Raw genomic sequence first — 20,144 nt, forward strand, 5'->3', positions numbered from 1 at the left:
GCCCCCCCAGCCCGTTGGAATAGTCACCCGATCAGTCGTTCTGATTGCCGCTGTCCATCTGTTCCTTGAGCAGATCACCAAGGGTGGTTGTCCCGGCCGCGGCACTACCACGGGAGTAGTCCTGCACCGCCCGAGCCTCCTCCTGGACATCCTTGGCCTTGATAGAGAGGCTGATCGCGCGATTCTTGCGGTCCACACCCACAAACTTGGCCTCAACCTCGTCCCCTTCCTTGAGATAGTTCCGGGCATCGTCGACGCGCTCACGGGCGATGTCCGATGCCCGAAGGTGCCCTTCAATGCCGTGGCCGAGATCAATCACAGCGCCCTTGGCATCGACTTCGCGCACGGTGCCCTTGATCATGCTGCCCTTGGGATGATCAGCCATCCAGTTGGAGAACGGATCCTCCTCCATCTGCTTGACACCCAGGGAAATTCGCTCGCGGTCCGCGTCCACGGACAGCACCACGGCTTCCACCTCGTCCCCCTTCTTGTAGTGACGCACGGCTTCCTCGCCGGTGTCATCCCAGGACAGATCGGACAGATGCACTAGGCCGTCGATACCCCCCTCAAGGCCGACAAAGATGCCGAAATCCGTGATGGACTTGATCTGTCCGGTCACTCGATCGCCCTTGTTGTGCGTGGCGGCGAACAGCTCCCAGGGGTTCGCCTGGCACTGTTTCATGCCCAGGGAAATGCGGCGCCGCTCACCGTCAATATCCAGGACCATGACCTCGACCTCGTCACCGACGGCAACCAGCTTGCCCGGATTGATGTTCTTGTTGGTCCAGTCCATCTCGGAGACGTGGACCAAACCTTCGACGCCTTCCTCGATCTCCACAAAGCAGCCATAGTCGGTGATGTTGGTTACGCGGCCAACAACACGGGTGCTTTCGGGGTAGCGGCTGGCAATGTTCTCCCACGGATCCTCACCCAACTGTTTGAGGCCGAGGGAGACGCGGTTGCGCTCGCGATCGAACTTGAGCACCTTGACTTCGATTTCCTGGCCGACTTCCACCACCTCCGAGGGGTGCTTGACACGCCGCCACGCCATGTCGGTGATGTGCAGCAGGCCGTCGATACCACCGAGATCCACGAAGGCGCCGTAATCGGTCAGATTCTTGACAATGCCCTTGAGCTGCTGGCCCTCCTGGAGGCGCTCCAAGAGCGCCTCGCGCTCGGCGCTGTATTCTTCTTCGACCACCGCGCGACGCGAGACGACAACGTTGTTGCGGCGTTCGTCCAGCTTGATGACCTTGAATTCGAGCTCGCGGCCTTCCAGGTAGGTGGTATCCCGAACCGGACGAATATCCACGAGGGAACCGGGGAGGAACGCTCGGATGTGTTTGAGATCGACGGTGAAGCCACCCTTGACCTTGCCGCTGATGATGCCGTTGACGGTCTCACCTTTTTCGTAGGCAGTCTCCAGATGCTTCCAGGCATGGGCACGCTTCGCCTTCTCCCGGGATAAGCGGGTTTCCCCGAAGCCGTCTTCCACGGCATCCAGAGCCACTTCCACGTCGTCACCGACACCCACTTCGATCTGGCCGGATTCCCCGTAGAACTCATTCGCGGGGATCACGGCTTCCGACTTCAGCCCTGCATTAACCACCACGTGGTCGCCGCGAATTGCCACCACCTTCCCGGTGACGATCGCACCAGGGCGCATATCGGTCTGCGCCAGGCTCTCTTCAAACAGTTCGGCAAAGCTCTCGCTCATTGGTCAGCCAGTCCTAGAACGCCAAGGAGTTCATTGACGTCTTGTTGGTTACGTTGCAAACACCACCAGCCAGCAGGCTCAAGCGAGTCGGCTGGCCACCCAAGTTAATCGTTCATGATAGCCGTTTTTGCAGCAGGTTGAGTAGCCTTTCGACGACTTCATCTACAGACAAACCGGTGGTATCCACCAATTCGGCGTCTGTGGCTGGCTTCAACGGCGCAATGGCACGGTTTCGATCCCGCTCGTCGCGCACGGCGATCTCATCCAAAAGATGCGCGAGGCTAACATCAACTCCCTGTTCCTTCAACTGATTATGCCGTCGCTGCGCCCTCTCCGCGGGGGTGGCCGTAAGAAACACCTTGAGCGTCGCATCGGGGAACACCACCGTGCCCATATCCCGGCCGTCTGCAACCAGCCCCGGGGCCTTGCGGAATGCCCGCTGACGCTCGAGCAGGGCCTCCCGTGCTTCGGGGAGGGCCGCCACGCGGGAGGCAAGATCACCCGCCGTCTCGCTTCGCAACCGCATCGAGACATCGGCACCGTCGACAAACACACGACTGTGCCGATTGGGAGCCGGCTCAAAGACCACATCGAGCCGATAGGCCAGGTCCGCGAGGGCGCAAGGATCATCCACATCCAGGCCCCGATTCTCTGCTGCCACTGCCAGGGCACGGTAGATCGCACCACTATCGAGCAGATGCCAGCCAATCGCGTCGGCGAGGGCGCGGCAAACGGTCCCCTTGCCCGAGCCTCCCGGACCGTCCACGGCGAGCACAGGCGCCGCCCAATCGGTCACCTCGACTCCCCCGCCGCAAGCACGCTCAGGTCCAGTCCCGCCTCCCGGGCCAGATCCACGAAGCCCGGAAACGAGGTATCCACGTTGCGGCAGTCCCTAACGGTAATCTCCGCACCGCTGCACAGGCCCGCCATGGCGAACGCCATGGCAATCCGGTGATCCCCGTGGCTGTCCACGGCGCCGCCCCGGATGCGCCCGCCGCGGATGAGGATGCCGTCGTCCCGCGGCTCCGCATGAATACCCACCGCTTGCAGCCCCTCGGCCATGACTGCAATGCGATCACTTTCCTTGACCCGCAGTTCGGCGGCCCCCCGCAGTAACGTGGTGCCATGCGCACAAGCCGCGGCCACGAATAGGGCGGGGAATTCATCAATCCCCAGGGGCACGAGGCGTTCGGGGATGGTCAAACCGTGTAGCGGTCGCGCCTGAACGCGTACGTCGCCCACCGGCTCGCCGCCCACTTCCCGGCGATTACGGATTTCGATGTCGGCGCCCATGTGCCCTAGAATGTCAATCACCCCCGTGCGGGTGGGGTTAATGCCGACGTGTTCGAGAACCACATCGCTGCCCGTGGCAATGCTCGCACCGACGATGAAAAACGCCGCCGAGGAGATGTCCGCGGGTACATCGATCTCGCCGCCTTGGAGGCTGCCGTCTCCGCCGACCCCGCACCAGTTCCCCGTGCGCTCCACCGGGTAGCCGAAGCCCTCCAACATGCGCTCCGTGTGATCGCGGGTGGGCGCGGGCTCCTGCACCCAGGTTTCGCCCTCGGCATACAGACCGGCCAACAGCAGGGCCGACTTCACCTGGGCACTGGCAACGGGCATTGTGTAGCGAATCCCTTGCAGCGCCTGCCCGCCACGAATGTGCAGCGGCGCCGTGCCTTCCGGACCGGTTTCGATCCGTGCACCCATCTGCGCCAAGGGCTCCGTGACCCGGCGCATGGGCCGGCGGCGCAGGGAGGCGTCCCCAGTGAGGATGGAGTCGAACGGTTGAGCGGCCAGCAGTCCGGCCAGGAGCCGCATGGACGTCCCCGAGTTGCCCAGATCAAGCGGGCCGTCGGCGGGCTGCAAGCCGTGCAGCCCCACACCTTCGATGCGTAGCCGACCATGACGCGGCCCCTCCACGGTCACGCCCAGCTGCCGGATTGCCGCCAGCGTCGCCAGCGCATCGTCGCCTTCCAGGAAGCCGCTCACCTCGGTGGTCCCGTCAGCCAGGGCCCCCAGCATCACCGCGCGGTGCGAGATGGACTTGTCCCCAGGCACGCGAAACCGGCCGTGCAATGCGCCGCCGGGGCGAACGAGAAAATCAATGGAACGGTCTTGATCAGTCAATGGGGGCCGCCTCTCAGGACTCAAGCATGGTCAGGAACCGATTGCGGGCATCCCGGGCATGCCGGAAAACCGCTTCCAGGCGCGCGCCGTCTCCGGCCTGAATGGTTTCGTGAAGCGCGGCAAGATCACTCATATAGCGCTCCAGCGCCACCAGCAGCGCCTCGCGATTGGCTATGCAGATATCTCGCCACATTCCGGGGTCACTGGAGGCGATACGGGTGAAGTCGCGAAAGCCACCGGCGGCGTACGCAAACACTTCATCCCGATCCGACCAGCGCGAGAGCGTATCCACCAGGGAATACGCCAGCATGTGCGGCAGGTGCGAGGTGGCGGCCAGAACGTCATCGTGGTGCGCGGCTGTCATGTGCGTCACGCTGGCCCCGACAGCCGTCCACAGCTGCGTCACGCGCTCCAGCGCATCCGCGTCCGTCTCCTCGGCCGGTGTCAGAATCACCCGCCGCTGCCGGAACAGCTCTGGAAAAGCCGCGCCGGCGCCGCTTTTCTCGTTGCCGGCAATGGGGTGGCCCGGCACGAACCGGGAGTAGCGGTGGGTGAGCGCCTCCGCGGCGTCCGCCATGACACGGCCCTTGGCGCTGCCCACATCGGTAATCACCGCGTCGCCGGCCAAGTGATCGCGAATTGTGCCGAGCACCGGCCCCACCGCGCCAAGCGGCACGGCGACGACGACCAGATCGGCGCCTTGCACCGCCACCCGGGGGTCCGTCGTTGCCGAGTCGATGATGCCGCGCTCAAGCGCCGTCTTCAGATTGCTCATGGAGCGCCCGCAACCCACCACCTCGCCGCGCACCAGCCCCGCTTCACGAAGCCCGAGCACCCAGGAGCCGCCAATCAGGCCCACGCCGATGAGCGCCAGGGTGCGCACCGCCGGCATGCTCATCGGCCCGTGGTTACCAGGGCGGCGAGGGCGCCGACGAAGCGCTGGTTTTCCTGCGGCAAACCAACGGTGACGCGGATCCACTCGGGGAGCCCGTATCCGGCAATGGGCCGGACAATCACTCCGGCGCGCAATAACCCCGCATAGACAGCGTCCGCATCGCCGACCCGAACACAGAGGAAATTCGCCGACGACGGCAGCACCTCCAGGCCGAGCCCCTCGAGCTCGGCGCGCAGCCACACGCGCTGCTCATTGTTCATGGCCACAGAGTCGCGGACGTAGGCGTTATCGGCGATGGCCGCCTCGGCCGCCGCCTGGGCGCAGGCGCTGACATTGAAGGGCTGGCGCACCCGGTTGAATAGATCGGCCACCGCTGGGTGAGCCAGACTGTAGCCCACGCGCAAACCTGCCAGGCCATGGACCTTGGAAAAAGTCCGTGTTACCACCAAGTTGGGCAACGCGTTCAGCCATTGCAGGGCATCCGGCTGCCGGGGATCCTCGCTGTACTCGCAGTAGGCCTCGTCGACGACGGCGATCACATGCCCCGGCAGCGCCCGCAGAAACTCCTCCAGTTCTGCGCGCTCGAGCCACGTTCCCGTGGGATTGTTCGGATTGGCCACAAACACTACGCGGGTTTTGTCGCTTACCAGCGCCCGCATGCCGTCGACGTCATGCCCATAGGGCATCGCGCGGCCCGGCGCCTGCGCCGGCGCAACCCGAGCCGTGGCTCCCACGGCACGCGTGACGATCGCATACACGGCAAAAGCGTGTTCGGAGAACACCGCTTCACGCCCGGGCCCAAGAAAGGTGGAGGCCACCAGGGCGAGGACATCGTTGGAGCCGTTGCCAAGGGTGATTGTCTCCGGAGCCACCCCATGGTGGGCGGCCAGGGCCTGCTTGAGGCGAAAGCCGTTACCGTCCGGATAGCGGTTCGCATGAGCCATGGCATCGCGGGCCGCCGCCACCGCCTGCGGTCCGGGCCCGCGGGGATTTTCGTTGGAGGCCAGCTTGATGATATCGCTAAGGCCGTACTCGCGCTGAAGCTCTTCCATAGGCTTGCCGGGCTCGTACGGCTGCAGGCTTCGCACACCCTCGACAGCGACTTGCTCAAAGGTGGATCGCAGCTCGGTCATGTTCGTCCTTCCCCAGTCTCACCGCGCCGCCCGGGGGTAGGACCCGAGAACACGAAACAGCGACGCCTGTTCACGCATCTCCGACAACGCCTCGGTGACGTTGCCGTCATCAGCGTGTCCCAGCAGGTCGATGAAGAATGCGTATTCCCAGACGCCCTGGCGCGAGGGCCGGGCATCCAGGCGTGTCATGTTAATGTTGTGGCGCGCCAGCGGCTCCAGCAGCCGGACGAGTCCGCCAGGGCGGTCCGCCCGGGACACCACGAGAGACGTCTTGTCATCGCCGGTGAGCGGCGGCGAGTGTTGGCCGATGACCAGAAACCGAGTGGTATTGCCGGAGATGTCCTCGATCCCTTCAGCCAGCGCTTGCAGCCCGTACATCTCAATGGCCGCATCACTGGCGACCGCAGCACTGCCGGGTTCGCTGGCCGCCAAGCGGGCCGCCTCCGCCGTACTGTTGACGGTCACGCGCTCGGCGGCCGGCAGGCGCGAATCCAGCCAGCCCCGGCACTGGGCGAGTCCCTGCTGATGGGAGTAGACGCGACGGATTGCCTTGAGTTCGGTCTCGTGGCTGGCCAGGTTCTGCTGGATCCGCAGCTCCACCTCACCCACGATCTGGAGTGGTGATGTCAGGAAACAGTCCAGGGTATGATTCACCACGCCTTCGGTGGAATTCTCCACGGGTACCACGCCGTAGTTCATGTCACCGGCTTCCACCTCGCGAAAGATCGTGTCGATGGACGCCAGCGGCTGAAGGTGAACCCCATGGCCGAACTGCTTCAGCGCAGCGGCCTGGGTGAAGGTGCCTTCCGGCCCCAGAAACCCCACCTTGAGGGGCTGCTGCAACGCCAGGCAGGCCGACATCACTTCCCGGAACAGCCGTGCGATCACCTCGTCGGGCAACGGCCCGGAGTTCAGCGACTGGAGCCGCCGCAGCACCTCCTGCTCCCGCTCCGGACGGTAGAAGTCCACCTGCTCGCCGTGTTGGCGTTTGATGCGGGCAACCTCTTTGGCAAGGCGGCCGCGCTCGTTGGCGAGCGCCAGCAACTGCTCGTCCAGAGCGTCGATGCGCGCGCGCACCTCGTCGAGTTGCTTGCGATCCGTCATGCCGACCACCCCACGGTGTCAGTCCAGCACGCGTACTTTCAGCACGCCCTTGATCCGGCGGATCACCTCCGCGACCTCCCGCGGGATGCTGCCTTCCACGTCGACGACTGTGTACGCCAGCTCACCCCGGGACTTGTTGTACATATCATCGATGTTCAGGCCGGCGTCCGCCAGCGTGGTGGAGATCTGGCCCAGCATGTTGGGCACATTGGCATTGACCACCGTCATACGATCGCCCTTGTCACCCCGCGCCATGACCACCTCGGGAAAATTCACGGAGTTGCGAATGTGGCCGCTCTCCAAATAATCACGCAGCTGCTCGGCGACCATGATGGCGCAGTTATCCTCCGCCTCGGTGGTGGATGCGCCCAGGTGCGGCAGCGTGACACAGCGCGGATGGTTCTTGGTCAGGTTCGTGGGGAAGTCGTTGATGTAGGCCGTCAGGTGCCCCTCCTCCAGGGCATCGACGACCGCCTGATCGTCGACGATGCCGGCACGGGAGAAGTTCAGCACCGCGCCGCCACTGCGCAGCAGGCGCAGCCGATCGGCGTTGATCAGATTCGCCGTATGGTCGTTATAGGGCACATGCATGGTGATAACATCGCAACGGCTGACAAGCTCGTCGACGCTGTGCGCCTGTCGCACACCGGCTTCCAGCGCCCAAGCACTGCTGACGGTAATGCCCGGATCGAACCCCACCACATGCATGCCAAGGCCGCGCGCGGCGTTGGCCACCTTGACGCCGATCGCACCGAGACCGATCACGCCCAAGGTTCGGCCGGGGAGCTCGTAACCGCGATAGTGCTTCTTACCCGCCTCCACCTCCTTGCTGAGCGTGGCGTCATCCCCGTCGAGGTTGCGCGCATAATCCCAGGCCTGGCAGATGTTGCGGGCCGCCAGAAACAGGCCCGCGAGCACCAACTCCTTGACCGCGTTGGCATTAGCACCCGGCGTATTGAACACCGGCACGCCACGCGCACTCATGGCCTCCACGGGAATGTTGTTCACCCCCGCGCCGGCACGGCCGACGGCGATCACCGAATCCGGTAGCTCCATATTGTGCATTTTATAGGAGCGTAGCAGGATGGCGTCCGGATGCTGTATCTCGGAACCGGTTTCGTACCTGTCACGCGGAAGGCGCTCCAGGCCCTTGGCGGAGATGTTGTTGAGTGTCTGGATCTTGTACATGGTGGCTCCTTGAAACTGGCAAAACAATCGTGCGCGCAGCGGTACTCAGCCTTGGCGGCGCGCGAAGTCCTGCATGAACTCGATCAGCCTGTCGACACCGGCTTCGGGCATGGCGTTGTAGAGGCTGGCGCGCATGCCGCCGACGCTGCGATGCCCCTTGAGGGTGGTCAGTCCGGCCGCCTCCGCCTCGCTGAGGAATGTCTCACTCAGTCGCCCGTCGGCGAGCACGAACGGCACGTTCATCCAGGAGCGGCAGGCGGGGTCGACGGGGTTGCTGTAAAACGGGTTGTTGTCGATGACCGCGTAGAGCTTGTCCGCCTTACGCTTGTTCAGCTCGGCCATGGCCTCAAGGCCACCCTGATGCTTGAGCCACTTGAAAACCAGCCCGGCGAGGTACCAGCTAAAGGTCGGCGGCGTATTCAACATGGAGTCGGCATCCGCCTGGAGCTTGTAATCCCACACCGAAGGCGTCTGCGGCAGCGCACCGCCGATCAGGTCGTCGCGGACGATGACGATGGTGAGACCCGCGGGGCCGATGTTCTTCTGCGCGCCGGCATAGATCAGGCCATAGCGCGAGACATCAATGGGTCGGGAGAGGATGGTCGAGGACATGTCCGCCACCAGCGGCACTCCACCCGTGTCCGGCACCCAGTGGAATTCCACGCCGGAGATTGTCTCGTTGGGCGTGTAATGCGCGTAGGAGGCCTGCGGATCGAGGCGCCACTCGGACGGCGCGCCGATGTGCATTGGGGTTTCCTCATCGGCGCCCCAGGCAACGTTCACCTGGCAGTACTTCGTCGCCTCCTTGATTGCTTTCTTGGACCACGACCCGGTGTTGATGTAGTCCGCGCGCTCGCCCCCGCGCAACAGATTCATGGGAATGCCGGAGAACTGACCTGTGGCGCCGCCCTGCAGGAAGAGCACCTTGTAGTGTTGCGGGACACCCAGCAGATCGCGCAGATCCTGCTCGGCCTCGGCGGCAATGGAGACGAACTCCTTGCCGCGATGGCTCATTTCCATCACGGACATACCGCAGCCGCGCCAGTCCAGCATCTCGCTGGCGGCCTGCTCAAGCACCGCTTCCGGCAATACGGCCGGTCCGGCGCTGAAGTTGTAAACTCGGGACGTCATGATGTCTCCCCTTGGTACCGAAAGAAATCGTCGGGGCGACGGCCGAACCGGAGATACTCAGGCCTCGCCGTCGCCTGGGGCGTCAGGGGCATCATCGTCCCCGTCGCCGCCGTCGTCTTCATCCAGTGCCTCGATTCGCTCGAGGCCCATGAGCGTCTCGTCGCGATCCAGGCTGATCAGTTTCACGCCTTGGGTGTTGCGGCTGAGTACGGGAATCTCGTCCACTGCAGTGCGCACCAGGGTCCCGCGCCGGGTGATGAGCATAATCTGGTCGTCTTCCACGACCTGGGTGGCCCCCACCACCTCGCCGTTGCGCTGGCCCGTACGAATGGAGATCACGCCCATGCCGCCACGGCCTCGCAACGGATAGTCACCCAGCGGGGTGCGCTTGCCGTAGCCGTTCTCCGTGGCAGTGAGAATGTCGCCCTCACCCAGGATCAGCAGCGCAATCACGTGCTGACCTGATTCCAGCCGCATTCCACGGACCCCGGTTGCTATTCGGCCCATGGGCCGGACTTCCGTCTCGGTAAAGCGGATCGCCTTGCCGGCATTGCTGAGCAGCATGACGTCACGCTCGCCCTCGGTAATGCCGACATTGACCAGGTAGTCCTCACCACGCAGATCGAGGGCGATGATGCCGTTGGAGCGCGGCCGGGAGAAATGGGTCAGCGGTGTCTTCTTCACCGTCCCGTTGCGCGTGGCCATGAACACGTAGCGGTCTTCGGTAAAGGACTGCACGGTCAGTACGGCGTTGATCCGTTCGTCATTCTCCAGCGGTAGCAGGTTGACGATCGGCTTGCCGCGCGAGTTGCGACTCCCCTGGGGCAGTTCGTAGACGGGCAGCCAGTAGCACTTGCCGTGACTGGAGAAACACAGCAGCGTGTCGTGGGTGTTGGCCACGAACAGCTGATCGACAAAATCGGCGTCTTTCATGGTCGTGGCACTCTTGCCCCGACCGCCACGGCGCTGGGCACGATACGTGTCCAGCGCCTGGTACTTCGCATAGCCGTAATGGGAGATCGTCACCACCACGTCTTCCGGAGTGATGAGGTCTTCCATGGTGAGATCGATGCGATCGTGGACAATCTCCGAGCGGCGCTTGTCGCCGAACTGCTCCTTGACGGCGATCAGCTCTTCACGGATGACTTCCATCAGTCGATCCGTGCTGTCGAGGATATCGATCAGCTCGGCGATGCGCGCCAGCAGCTCGCGATATTCATCGCGGATCTTGTCCTGCTCCAGCCCGGTGAGCCGGTGCAGCCGCAAGTCGAGAATGGCCTGCGCCTGGGTTTCCGTGAGCTGGTAACCGCCGTCCACGAACCCGAACTCGGGCCCGACCCCGTCCGGCCGCGAGGTCGCGGCACCTGCACGCTCCAGCATGTCCGTCACCATGCCCGGCTTCCAGAGCCGGCCGACCAGGGCCGCGCGAGCCTCTGCCGGACCGGGGGAGGCCTTGATCAGCTCAATCACCGGGTCGATGTTCGCCAGGGCAACTGCCAGTCCTTCCAGCACATGGGCGCGTTCCCGCGCCTTGCGCAGGTCATACATGGTGCGCCGCGTTACGACCTCACGGCGGTGTCGGAGAAAGGCATCGAGAATCTCGCGCAGGTTCAGCAGCCGCGGCTGCCCGTCCACCAGGGCGACCATATTGATGCCAAAGACAGTCTCCAGCTGGGTGTGCTGGTAGAGGTTGTTCAGCACCACCTCGGCCACTTCGCCGCGGCGCAGCTCGATGACCATGCGCATGCCGTCCTTGTCGGACTCGTCACGCAGTTCTGTAATGCCGTCGATGCGTTTTTCCTTGACCAACTCGGCGATTTTCTCGAGCAGGCGCGCCTTGTTGACTTGGTACGGCAGCTCCGTGACCACCAGGGTCTGTTTGCCGGACTTTGGATCCTCCTCGATTTCGGTGCGCGCGCGCATCACCAGCCGCCCGCGACCCGTGCGATACGCCTCGTGAATACCACTGACGCCATTGATAATACCGGCCGTGGGCAAATCCGGGCCGGGCACCCGGGTGAGCAGGTCCTCCACCGTCAGGCTGTCATCATCGATCAAGGCTACGCAGGCGTCGATAATCTCCCCCAGATTATGCGGGGGAATGTTGGTGGCCATCCCCACCGCGATTCCGGACCCGCCGTTGACCAGCAGGTTCGGGAACCGCGCCGGGAGGACGGCGGGTTCCTGCTCGGAACCGTCGTAATTGTCGACAAGGTCGACCGTCTCCTTGTCGATATCCGCCAGTAGCTCGTGGGCGATGCGCGCCATGCGCACTTCCGTATACCGCATGGCTGCTGCGGCGTCACCGTCGACCGAACCGAAGTTGCCCTGGCCGTCCACCAGCATGTAGCGCATCGCGAACGACTGGGCCATACGCACGATGGTGTCGTACACGGCGGAATCACCGTGGGGGTGATACTTACCGATGACGTCACCCACCACGCGAGCCGACTTCTTGTAGGCGCGATTCCAGTCATTGCCGAGCACGCGCATGGCAAACAGCACGCGCCGATGCACCGGCTTGAGTCCGTCCCGTACATCGGGCAGGGCCCGCCCCACGATCACGCTCATGGCGTAATCCAGGTAGGACTGCCTCATCTCGTCTTCCAGATTGACCGGCAGAATCTCTTTGGCGACGTTGGCCATCAACGCTCTCGGCTGGTTGTCATGGTGGTCCTTGGGAGGCCGGGCTCAGCGCCTCGGGGCAGCGTGTCGGTAAGCAGCGCATACCACGCACACTGCTTGCCGCCGACAATACAACACCCCACGCCACGCGCAGCTTGGGTGGCGTTGGGTCATCCGGCCCGGAAAACCGGAATCATATCACAGCCGGGGACACTACGGCATTTGCAGCCACGCCCCCGGCCCAACGAACAGGGGGCTATTTGCGCCGGGCTTCTTCGACCTTCACCGTCTCGCTCGGGACGTCCGCCTGGCCTCGCTGGCGCTCGGTGGGGATGGCGGCAATCCGGTCGACCACATCCATCCCGTCGACAACCCGGGCGAACACGGCGTAACCGAAGTCGCGCACCCCGTGATCGAGAAACGCATTGTCAGCGAGATTGATGAAGAACTGGGATGTGGCGCTGTTGACGTCCTGGGTACGCGCCATGGACAGCATGCCACGCTCGTTCTTCAGACCATTGTCCGCCTCGTTCTTGATCGGCTCACGGGTCTCGCGTGGACGCATGTCGGCATCGAGCCCGCCACCCTGGATCACGAAGCCGGGAATGACACGATGAAAGATGGTGCCGTCGTAGAACCCATCGTCGACGTATTGAAGAAAGTTCTCCACCGTCACCGGCGCCTCTTCCGGAAAGAGCTCAAGCGTGATATCGCCGTGACTTGTCTCGAAAATGACCATGTCCTGTTCCTCCTCCTCCTGTTGCTCGCTTCCGGCCGCAGCCATCCCCGCGTACAGCGCCATCGCCATCGCGACTGCAACCGCGCTCGCTGCGTGTACTCCCTTTGCACTCATCCGCATTAGATTCTCCCCTGTTCCTCAACGCCCGGCTCCGGCCAGGGCTCCATCTCAATGCGCCTGACGGCGCGTCCAACCACTTCCACAATGCCTTTATGTCGCCGGCTACCGTCCGCGGAGAATTCGAACCGATACCAGTGGATCAGGCGCATCCGCCCGCTGCGCGCACGACCCGGCCGCGTTCTGATCCGCACCAGACTCTCGTCGAGGAACTGCAGCCCCAGATCCCGGCAGCGCCGGGATGCGGCTCTGCGGGCCTGTTCCTGCGCCGCCATGAGCACACTCCAGACCAGTGCGGCCGAGCCAAGAATCAGGACCGCCAGCAGAAAGGTTTCCAGCGTCATCGCTCGGGCGCGCCGCCGTTGTCCACCCGCGCGCCCTGGGCCGAGACCTGGCGGATGTTGGCCGCCTGTAACCTGCCTTCCTTGACCGCCGAGACGGTGACATCGAACTCAAAGATCCGATTGTGGCTGGGCAGGTCCGCCGGGCGCACCCCCTCCGGCAAATCCGCATCCCGGAAGAACGCCGATAGATAGGGGGAGTGTGGATTGCGGGTGTCGGTGATCCAGAGGTTATCCGAGACGGCGCGCAGAAAGCGCATGAAACCGAAGCCCTCACGGCTGTGGTGATAGCAGATTCCGCGCACCCGTGATCCCGGCTCACCCCAGGCCGACCCGGACTCACCACCGCGCGCCGGCAGCAGGTTCGGAACGGTGTAGCCGGAGACATAGACATCGGCTTCCCGGCGCAGGGCCGCCGAGACATTGTCGAAACCGAGCACCTCGACCCGGCATCCCTCGTTTTGCAGCGCACGCACCACCTGGACGAAATCGCCGTCGCCGGTTGCAAGGACCACGCGGCCGAGGTTCTTGGATTGCAGCAGGGCATCCACCGCCATATCCAGGTCGGCATTTGCCTTGGCGTAGGCGTTGCCCTCGTCATCCGTATACCAGCGGTAGTTCTTGACGATGACCTTGAACCCGTACTCGCGCACGCAGGCAAAGAAATTGTTGGTGCCGACCGCATACTGCCGGTCCCGATTCGCGCGTTCCTCATCATAGGTCACGTAGGCGTTGAGCCGCACGGGCTCGCCGCCGCCACGGCAGGCAAACTGGCGCAAGACATCGTATTGCATGCCGAAACCGCCGTTGATCTGGATATTCGCCGCATCGACATACAGGCCGACGCCCATCAAGGCTGCTGTCATGCTGGCATCCGGTTTGTCATCATCCTCGGCAATGATCCCCACTGTATCCCATCATTGACCCGCCGGCACCGCATCGCCCGCGCCAGTGCCGGCGAAGCGTGTCGCCATGCCCTCGCGATCGGGCCGGTGCACGACACCCGCCTCCGTGACCAGGGCATCGACCAGGGCGGCGGGGGTAATATCGAACACCGGATTCCAGGCATCCGCCCCGGCGGGCGCCACACGGTGGCCGTTCAGTGCCAGCAGCTCACCGGCCTCACGGCACTCGATGTCAATGGCATCGCCGTGCGGCAGCGTCATATCCACGCTCGAGCGTGGCGCCACCACCATGAACCCCGCGCCATGCTGGCGCGCCGCCACAGCCAGCGCATAGGTCCCGATCTTGTTCGCCACATCGCCGTTGGCCGTCACCCGGTCCGCGCCAACCACCACCCATCGGACGGCACCACTGCGCATCAGGGCGGGGGCGGCGGAATCCGCAAGCAGCGTCACGGGAATACCATCCTGCAGCAGCTCCCAAGCCGTCAGGCGGGCCCCCTGAAGCCAGGGGCGCGTCTCACCGGCATACACGCGCGTGATCCGCCCCTCCATCCAGGCACTGCGAATCACGCCCAAGGCGGTACCATAGCCGGCGGTGGCCAAGGAGCCGGTATTACAGTGCGTCAGTACACCGCCCGGCTCCGTCATCAGCGCCGCGCCCAGGACACCCATGCGCCGATTGGCGGCGAGATCCTCGTCAACAATGGCCTGGGCCTCCCGCAGCAGCACCGCCGCGGGGTCCGGCGTCGCTGCATCAAGCCGCCGGCGTTGCCGCCGCAGCGCCCATCGCAGATTCACCGCCGTCGGTCGGGCGGCACCGAGGTGCTCCAGCGCCTGCTCCAGCCGCGGCAACCAGCTCGTCGGCGCCGCCGCCATCGCCTCGCGCGCCGCCAGCACAGCGCCATAGGCCGCCGCGATGCCGATGGCAGGGGCACCGCGCACCACCATGTCGCGAATTGCCTGCGCCGCCGCGGCGCTGCTCTCACATTGGATCCACCGCGTCCGGCCGGGCAGCGCGCGCTGATCCAACAGCATCAGGCGATCCCGCTCCCAGCGCACAGGGCGGATGGTGTCGTAATCGGTCATTGGCAGACAGCCCTTCCCGGTTGATGCCCCAGTAGCCATCCATCATTGTCGCACAACCGGCCACGCGTAATGATGCATAGCCTCGGACAACGCCAGGACCGATGTATACTGGCCCGCGGAGGCACCCATGGAACAGATCGACACCCTGATTAGCGCCCGCTGGGTGATCCCGGTGGAACCGGCGGGCACCGTGCTGCATCACCACAGCGTCGCCGTGCGCGGCGGGCGCATTATCGCCATCGTGCCAACGGACAGTGCCCGCACACACTACCGCGCGGAGCACGTGCGCGAGCTCCCGGACCATGCCGTCATCCCGGGGCTCATCAACGCCCACACCCACGCCGCCATGAACCTCATGCGCGGCATCGCCGACGACTTGCCGCTCATGACCTGGCTGCAGCAGCATATCTTCCCCGCCGAGGCCACCCACGTCAGCCCGGAATTCTGCCAGGACGGCGTGGAAGCCGCGGTGGCCGAGATGCTGGCCGGCGGGGTGACCTGCTTCAACGATATGTACTTCTTCCCCGAAGTCACGGCCCGCGTCACCTCGCGAGCCGGCATACGCGCCTGCGCGGGCATGATCCTGATCGACTTCCCGACGGCGTATGCCGAAAGGCCGGAGGATTACATCGACAAAGGCCTGGCCCTGCACGACGCCTGGCGGGGTGACCCGCTGGTGAGCACTGCCTTTGCCCCGCACTCCCCCTACACCGTGGGCGAGGAGCGTTTGCGCCACGTCGCCACGTTGGCCAATGAGATGGATTGCCCCGTGCACATTCATGTCCATGAAACCGCACACGAAGTACAACAGAGTCTGGAACGCACCGGCGAGCGGCCGCTGGCACGCCTGGAGGCGGTGGGGCTTATGAACCCCGGCTTCATCGCTGTGCACATGACCCAGCTCACCGATTACGAGATTGAGCGACTGGCGGCCACCGGCTCCCACGTGGTGCACTGCCCCGAAGCCAACCTGAAACTGGCCAGCGGCTGCTGTCCGGTACAGAAACTCGCCGATGCGGGCGTCAATGTCGCCCTGGGCACGGACGGCGCCGCCAGTAACAACGACCTGGACATGTTCGGTGAAATGCGCATCGCAGCGCTGCTCGGCAAAATGGTCGCCGATGATGCGGCGGCGCTCAAGGCCGACAGTGTCCTCGCCATGGCCACGGTCAATGGCGCGCGCGCCCTGGGCCTCGACGGCCAAACCGGGTCACTGGTCCCCGGTAAGGCCGCCGACATCACCGCCGTAGACCTGGGGGTCATCGAGTCCCAGCCGGTATACAACCCGGTCTCGCAACTGGTCTACAGCGCCGGCCGCCATCAGGTCAGCGATGTCTGGGTCGCCGGGCGGCAGCTCGTGCACAAGCGGGAGTTGTTAACCATGAATCGTGACCGCATTCTCAGCCGGATGTATGCCTGGCGGGATAAACTGCAATCCAAGACATGACAAACCGATTATCATGGTGGCGCAGGGAGCGTTTGCCGAGGGTGCACCATCTCCGCTTCGGGACGACCGGCAGATCCCTATGGAATCGAGCGTGAACGTAGACCCACAAGAAGTGCGCAAGTTCTCGGATGCCGCCAGCCGCTGGTGGGACAAGGACGCCGAGTTTCAGCCGTTGCACGCCATTAATCCCTTGCGGCTCGCGTTCATTGAACGCCATATATCCCTCTCCGGGAAGTGCGTGCTCGATGTGGGCTGTGGCGGCGGCATCCTCAGCGAAGCCATGGCCAGCCGCGGTGCCCAGGTCACGGGAATCGACCTGAGCGAGGAATCCCTGGATGTGGCCCGGCTGCATGCCGCGGAGACGGGAGTTGAGATCGCTTACCACTGCGTCGATGTGGAAGGGCTGGCCGAGGAGCGGCCGGGCTGCTTCGACGCCGTGACCTGCATGGAAATGCTTGAGCATGTTCCGGATCCGGCCTCCGTGGTGGCGGCCTGCGCGCGCCTGGTTCGCCCTGGGGGCCACCTCTTCTTTTCCACGCTCAACCGCACCGCCAAATCCTGGCTTTACGCCATTGTCGGCGCGGAATACGTCCTCGGCCTGCTGCCGCGCGGCACTCATGACCATGGACACTTCATTCGCCCCTCCGAACTGGCAGCCTGGTGCCGCCGCTGCGACATTGCCATGGACGATCTCACCGGTCTGACTTACAACCCCGTCAGCCGCCAGTACCACCTGTGCACAGATGTCAATGTGAACTATCTGGCCCATGGCACGCGGACGGGGGCCGATTGACACCGTGACGTTGAACCGCACCCGCGAGGCCCCTGTGGCAACCCCCGACACCCAGGCATTCGGCTCGCGGTCCCCTGGAGCTGCGGCGATCTTCGGCCCAAGCAGTACTCGGCCGAGCCAGCACCTGCGGCCTCTGGCCATCGACACGGTCCTGTTCGACCTGGACGGCACTTTGCTCGACACGGCACCAGACCTCATTGGCGCGGCGAACACGCTGCTGCTGGAGCAGGGCCGCCCGCAGCAGGCCGCCGGCCTGTTCCGACCGGTGGTCTCCCACGGCAGCGCCGCCATGATCGCCCGGAGCTTTGGGCTGGCTCTCGAGGATCCGGACATGGAAACGCTGCGGGAGCGCTTTCTCACCCTTTACCGGGAGCGTGTGAGTCGGCTCACTCGCCCCTTTGCCGGCATACCCGATCTACTCGAGCGCATCGAGGGCCGCGGAGTGCGCTGGGGCGTTGTCACAAACAAGCCGGCCTGGCTCACGGAACCGCTCCTGCGTGATCTAGGGCTCGCCGACCGGGCCGCGTGTATCGTCAGCGGGGATACCGTTGCCTGCCGCAAACCTGACCCCCGCCCGGTCGCCTACGCCTGCGAACTGCTGGGGATTGCCCCCCACCAGGCGGTTGTGGTGGGCGATGCGCGGCGGGACGTCAACGCCGGGCGGCTCGCCGGCACAGCCACCATCGTCGCCCTGTTTGGCTACATCTGCGCCGAGGACGAGCCAACCCGCTGGGGCGCCGACGGCCTCATCGGTCATCCCTCGGAGCTGCTCCGCTGGCTCGCACCAACTGCCAATCAACCTGGCGGGATCTGAATGCGCCCCTTCTGCCAGCGCCCAATGCCCCACCCGACTGCGGTACACTGCGCCACCCAGGCGCTCATCACAGGCTGACCATGCGGGTCGAGAGGTACCATGGAGCCGCTGAACTACTGCCGCGAGAAAGCCGCGACGCCCGGTTCCGCGCTGTATTACACCCTGCGTTTTTCCCCAGCCGATCAGCACGATGCGCTACTCGCCGTATTCGCCTTTCACGCCGAGGTCTCTGAGGTGCCCAACGAGGTGTCCGACCCCGGGGTCGGCGCCGTCAAGCTGGAATGGTGGCGTGAGGAGCTGGGGCGGGTGTTCGCCGGCGCACCCCGGCATCCGGTGAGTCAAGCACTGGTGCCGGCAATCCGCGATCATGACCTGGAAGCGGAGCCGTTCCAGGACATGATCGACGGCACGGCGATGGACCTCGCCTACGACGGCTACCCGAGCTTTCGGGAACTCTCGGTGTACTGTCATCGCACAGGCGGCGCCTTTGCCCGGCTGCTCACCGGCATCGCTGGCGCGAATAGCGGAGCCAGCGCGCGCTTCGCACACGACCTGGGTATGGCGCAAACCCTCAGGCGGCGACTGCTGAGCGTGCGCGACGACGCGCGAGCCGGGCGGGTCTACATCCCGGAAGACGAGATGCGACAGGCTGGAGTGACCCGGGAGGATCTACTGGCACCGCAGACGAGCGACGCCCTGCGCGCGCTGTTCAAGGAGCAGGCTGATCGTATCATCGCCTTCCTGGACCAGGCGGAAGCCCATTTGCCGGATTCGGAGCGCGCCCGGCAGCGCAGTGGTATCATCCTCGCCGCGCTGGACCGCGCATTGCTTGAGGAATTGGCGCAGGATAACTTCCCCTTGCTGGAACAGGCGTTGGAGCTCACGCCGTTGCGGCGACTTTGGGTCGCCTGGCGAACCGCAAGGCGCCAGCAACGGCTCAGTAGAAGGGCAGGTCAATGACGCACGACGACTCCCCCCGTTGGGCGACGATCCCCCGGGACTACACACCGCCCGCGGATCTGCTCGCCGAGCGCATCGTATTGGTCACGGGCGCCGCCAGCGGCCTGGGCCGCGCACTGGCGCAGACGTGCGCCGGACACGGTGCCACCGTGGTGCTACTGGATAAGGATCTCCGTCAGCTCGAAGCGGTCTACGACGCCATTGAACAGGCCGGGCACCCGCAGCCGGCCTTGTATCCGCTCAACCTCGAAGGCGTCGGCCCGGCGGAATACCTCGAGCTGGCCTCCTCACTGGACCGGGAATTCGGGCGGCTGGACGTCCTGGTCCACAACGCGGCCATGCTCGGCGTCCTCTCCCCAATGCAACACTATGACGCGGAGCTGTGGGCCCGCGTGCTGCACGTCAACATCAACGCCCCGTTTCTGCTCAACAAGACACTGCTTGGGCTATTACAGCGCTCCGAGCGGGGCCGAATCCTCTTTATCAGCGACCGCGCGGGACGACGGGGGCGCGCATTCTGGGGTGCCTACGGCGTGTCAAAGTTCGCCCAGGAGGGCATGATGGAAACCCTGGCGGCAGAACTGGGAAGCCGTCATGCCGTGCGGACCATGAGCGTGGATCCGGGCATCGTCAATACGGCATTGCGCCGCCAGTGTTATCCGGGCGAAGACAGCCAGGCGCTGCCGCAGCCCAACGAGGTGGCGCCCGCGTTGCTGTATCCGCTTGGCGCAGCGGGTAACACGCTCCACGGCGCGCGGCTGAGCCTGCAAGCAGAAGGGAGCCACGATGAGCACGACACAGAACACGACTGAAAAACGCTTCGGTATTCGCCTGTCCCTACCGGAAGGCGATCCGCGTCGGGCGGCGCATCTGCTGGGCCCGGACTGGGAAGCCTACCGCTGGTACGCAACGGTGCAGGAACGCGATCAGGCATTAGCCGACATGACCGGCCAGCACCCCTACTACCCGCGCGGAGAGCGCCCCTCGGTCCGTTGCGAACCAGTGGAACGCTAGGCGAT

Annotated in this window: 19 protein-coding genes; 6 read left to right on the forward strand and 13 right to left on the reverse strand. The window is 64.6% G+C overall.

Translation table 11 applies throughout. The features are described from left to right. Positions 1–31: 31 nt before the first annotated feature. The 13 genes from rpsA to mtnA form a co-directional block, all read right to left on the reverse strand. Positions 32–1,717, reverse strand: a complete 1,686-nt coding sequence (rpsA, locus tag QZT63_RS12995; RefSeq protein WP_290651819.1) for a 30S ribosomal protein S1 — start codon at positions 1,715–1,717, stop codon at positions 32–34. Positions 1,718–1,829: 112 nt separating this feature from the next. Then, on the reverse strand, positions 1,830–2,513 hold the full coding sequence (cmk, locus tag QZT63_RS13000) for a (d)CMP kinase (protein ID WP_290651821.1): 684 nt from the start codon (positions 2,511–2,513) through the stop codon (positions 1,830–1,832). Beyond that, entirely contained in the window at positions 2,510–3,826 is a 1,317-nt protein-coding gene (gene aroA / locus QZT63_RS13005; protein WP_290651879.1) for a 3-phosphoshikimate 1-carboxyvinyltransferase, read from the reverse strand. Before aroA ends, cmk begins: the two co-directional genes overlap by 4 nt. Positions 3,827–3,860: 34 nt before the next feature. Beyond that, positions 3,861–4,739: a prephenate dehydrogenase/arogenate dehydrogenase family protein gene (locus tag QZT63_RS13010; RefSeq protein ID WP_290651823.1), complete on the reverse strand. Its 879-nt coding sequence runs from the start codon at positions 4,737–4,739 to the stop codon at positions 3,861–3,863. 2 nt (positions 4,740–4,741) lie between these two features. After that, on the reverse strand, positions 4,742–5,875 hold the full coding sequence (gene hisC / locus QZT63_RS13015; protein WP_290651825.1) for a histidinol-phosphate transaminase: 1,134 nt from the start codon (positions 5,873–5,875) through the stop codon (positions 4,742–4,744). 18 nt (positions 5,876–5,893) lie between these two features. Further along, a complete protein-coding gene (gene pheA, locus QZT63_RS13020; protein ID WP_290651827.1) occupies positions 5,894–6,979 on the reverse strand; it encodes a prephenate dehydratase in 1,086 nt (361 codons plus the stop codon). A gap of 18 nt (positions 6,980–6,997) precedes the next feature. After that, positions 6,998–8,167: a phosphoglycerate dehydrogenase gene (locus tag QZT63_RS13025; RefSeq protein ID WP_290651829.1), complete on the reverse strand. Its 1,170-nt coding sequence runs from the start codon at positions 8,165–8,167 to the stop codon at positions 6,998–7,000. A 45-nt stretch (positions 8,168–8,212) separates the two neighbouring features. Further along, positions 8,213–9,298: a 3-phosphoserine/phosphohydroxythreonine transaminase gene (gene serC / locus QZT63_RS13030; protein ID WP_290651831.1), complete on the reverse strand. Its 1,086-nt coding sequence runs from the start codon at positions 9,296–9,298 to the stop codon at positions 8,213–8,215. Positions 9,299–9,355: 57 nt separating this feature from the next. After that, entirely contained in the window at positions 9,356–11,944 is a 2,589-nt protein-coding gene (gene gyrA / locus QZT63_RS13035; protein ID WP_290651834.1) for a DNA gyrase subunit A, read from the reverse strand. 235 nt (positions 11,945–12,179) lie between these two features. Continuing rightward, entirely contained in the window at positions 12,180–12,707 is a 528-nt protein-coding gene (locus QZT63_RS13040) for a peptidylprolyl isomerase (RefSeq protein WP_290651880.1), read from the reverse strand. 74 nt (positions 12,708–12,781) lie between these two features. Further along, positions 12,782–13,123 (reverse strand): DUF3301 domain-containing protein, encoded by a 342-nt coding sequence (locus QZT63_RS13045; protein WP_290651836.1) that lies wholly within the window; start codon positions 13,121–13,123, stop codon positions 12,782–12,784. Beyond that, on the reverse strand, positions 13,120–13,986 hold the full coding sequence (locus QZT63_RS13050; RefSeq protein WP_290651838.1) for an NYN domain-containing protein: 867 nt from the start codon (positions 13,984–13,986) through the stop codon (positions 13,120–13,122). Before QZT63_RS13050 ends, QZT63_RS13045 begins: the two co-directional genes overlap by 4 nt. Before the next feature lie 51 nt (positions 13,987–14,037). Then, a complete protein-coding gene (gene mtnA, locus QZT63_RS13055) occupies positions 14,038–15,111 on the reverse strand; it encodes an S-methyl-5-thioribose-1-phosphate isomerase (protein ID WP_290651840.1) in 1,074 nt (357 codons plus the stop codon). A gap of 127 nt (positions 15,112–15,238) precedes the next feature. On the opposite strand from mtnA, the gene QZT63_RS13060 reads away from it, so the two are divergent. The 6 genes from QZT63_RS13060 (at position 15,239) to QZT63_RS13085 (ending at position 20,139) form a co-directional block, all read left to right on the forward strand. Next, positions 15,239–16,558: a TRZ/ATZ family hydrolase gene (locus QZT63_RS13060; protein WP_290651842.1), complete on the forward strand. Its 1,320-nt coding sequence runs from the start codon at positions 15,239–15,241 to the stop codon at positions 16,556–16,558. 79 nt (positions 16,559–16,637) lie between these two features. Continuing rightward, positions 16,638–17,351 carry a bifunctional 2-polyprenyl-6-hydroxyphenol methylase/3-demethylubiquinol 3-O-methyltransferase UbiG gene (gene ubiG, locus QZT63_RS13065; RefSeq protein ID WP_290651849.1) on the forward strand — a complete coding sequence of 238 codons (714 nt, stop codon included), beginning with the start codon at positions 16,638–16,640 and terminating at the stop codon, positions 17,349–17,351. 4 nt (positions 17,352–17,355) lie between these two features. Then, on the forward strand, positions 17,356–18,165 hold the full coding sequence (locus QZT63_RS13070; RefSeq protein WP_290651851.1) for an HAD-IA family hydrolase: 810 nt from the start codon (positions 17,356–17,358) through the stop codon (positions 18,163–18,165). 99 nt (positions 18,166–18,264) lie between these two features. Continuing rightward, positions 18,265–19,125: a squalene/phytoene synthase family protein gene (locus QZT63_RS13075; RefSeq protein WP_290651854.1), complete on the forward strand. Its 861-nt coding sequence runs from the start codon at positions 18,265–18,267 to the stop codon at positions 19,123–19,125. Next, the gene (locus QZT63_RS13080) at positions 19,122–19,937 is read left to right on the forward strand and encodes an SDR family NAD(P)-dependent oxidoreductase (RefSeq protein ID WP_290651856.1); all 816 of its coding nucleotides are present in this window, start codon (positions 19,122–19,124) and stop codon (positions 19,935–19,937) included. The genes QZT63_RS13075 and QZT63_RS13080 overlap by 4 nt, the downstream gene beginning before the upstream one ends. Then, complete coding sequence (locus tag QZT63_RS13085; protein ID WP_290651858.1) at positions 19,912–20,139, forward strand: hypothetical protein; 228 nt, start codon at positions 19,912–19,914, stop codon at positions 20,137–20,139. Before QZT63_RS13080 ends, QZT63_RS13085 begins: the two co-directional genes overlap by 26 nt. Positions 20,140–20,144: the final 5 nt, after the last annotated feature.

Origin of the sequence: Aquisalimonas sp. (assembly GCF_007120195.1) — a bacterium.
Classification (GTDB): Bacteria; Pseudomonadota; Gammaproteobacteria; order Nitrococcales; family Aquisalimonadaceae; genus Aquisalimonas.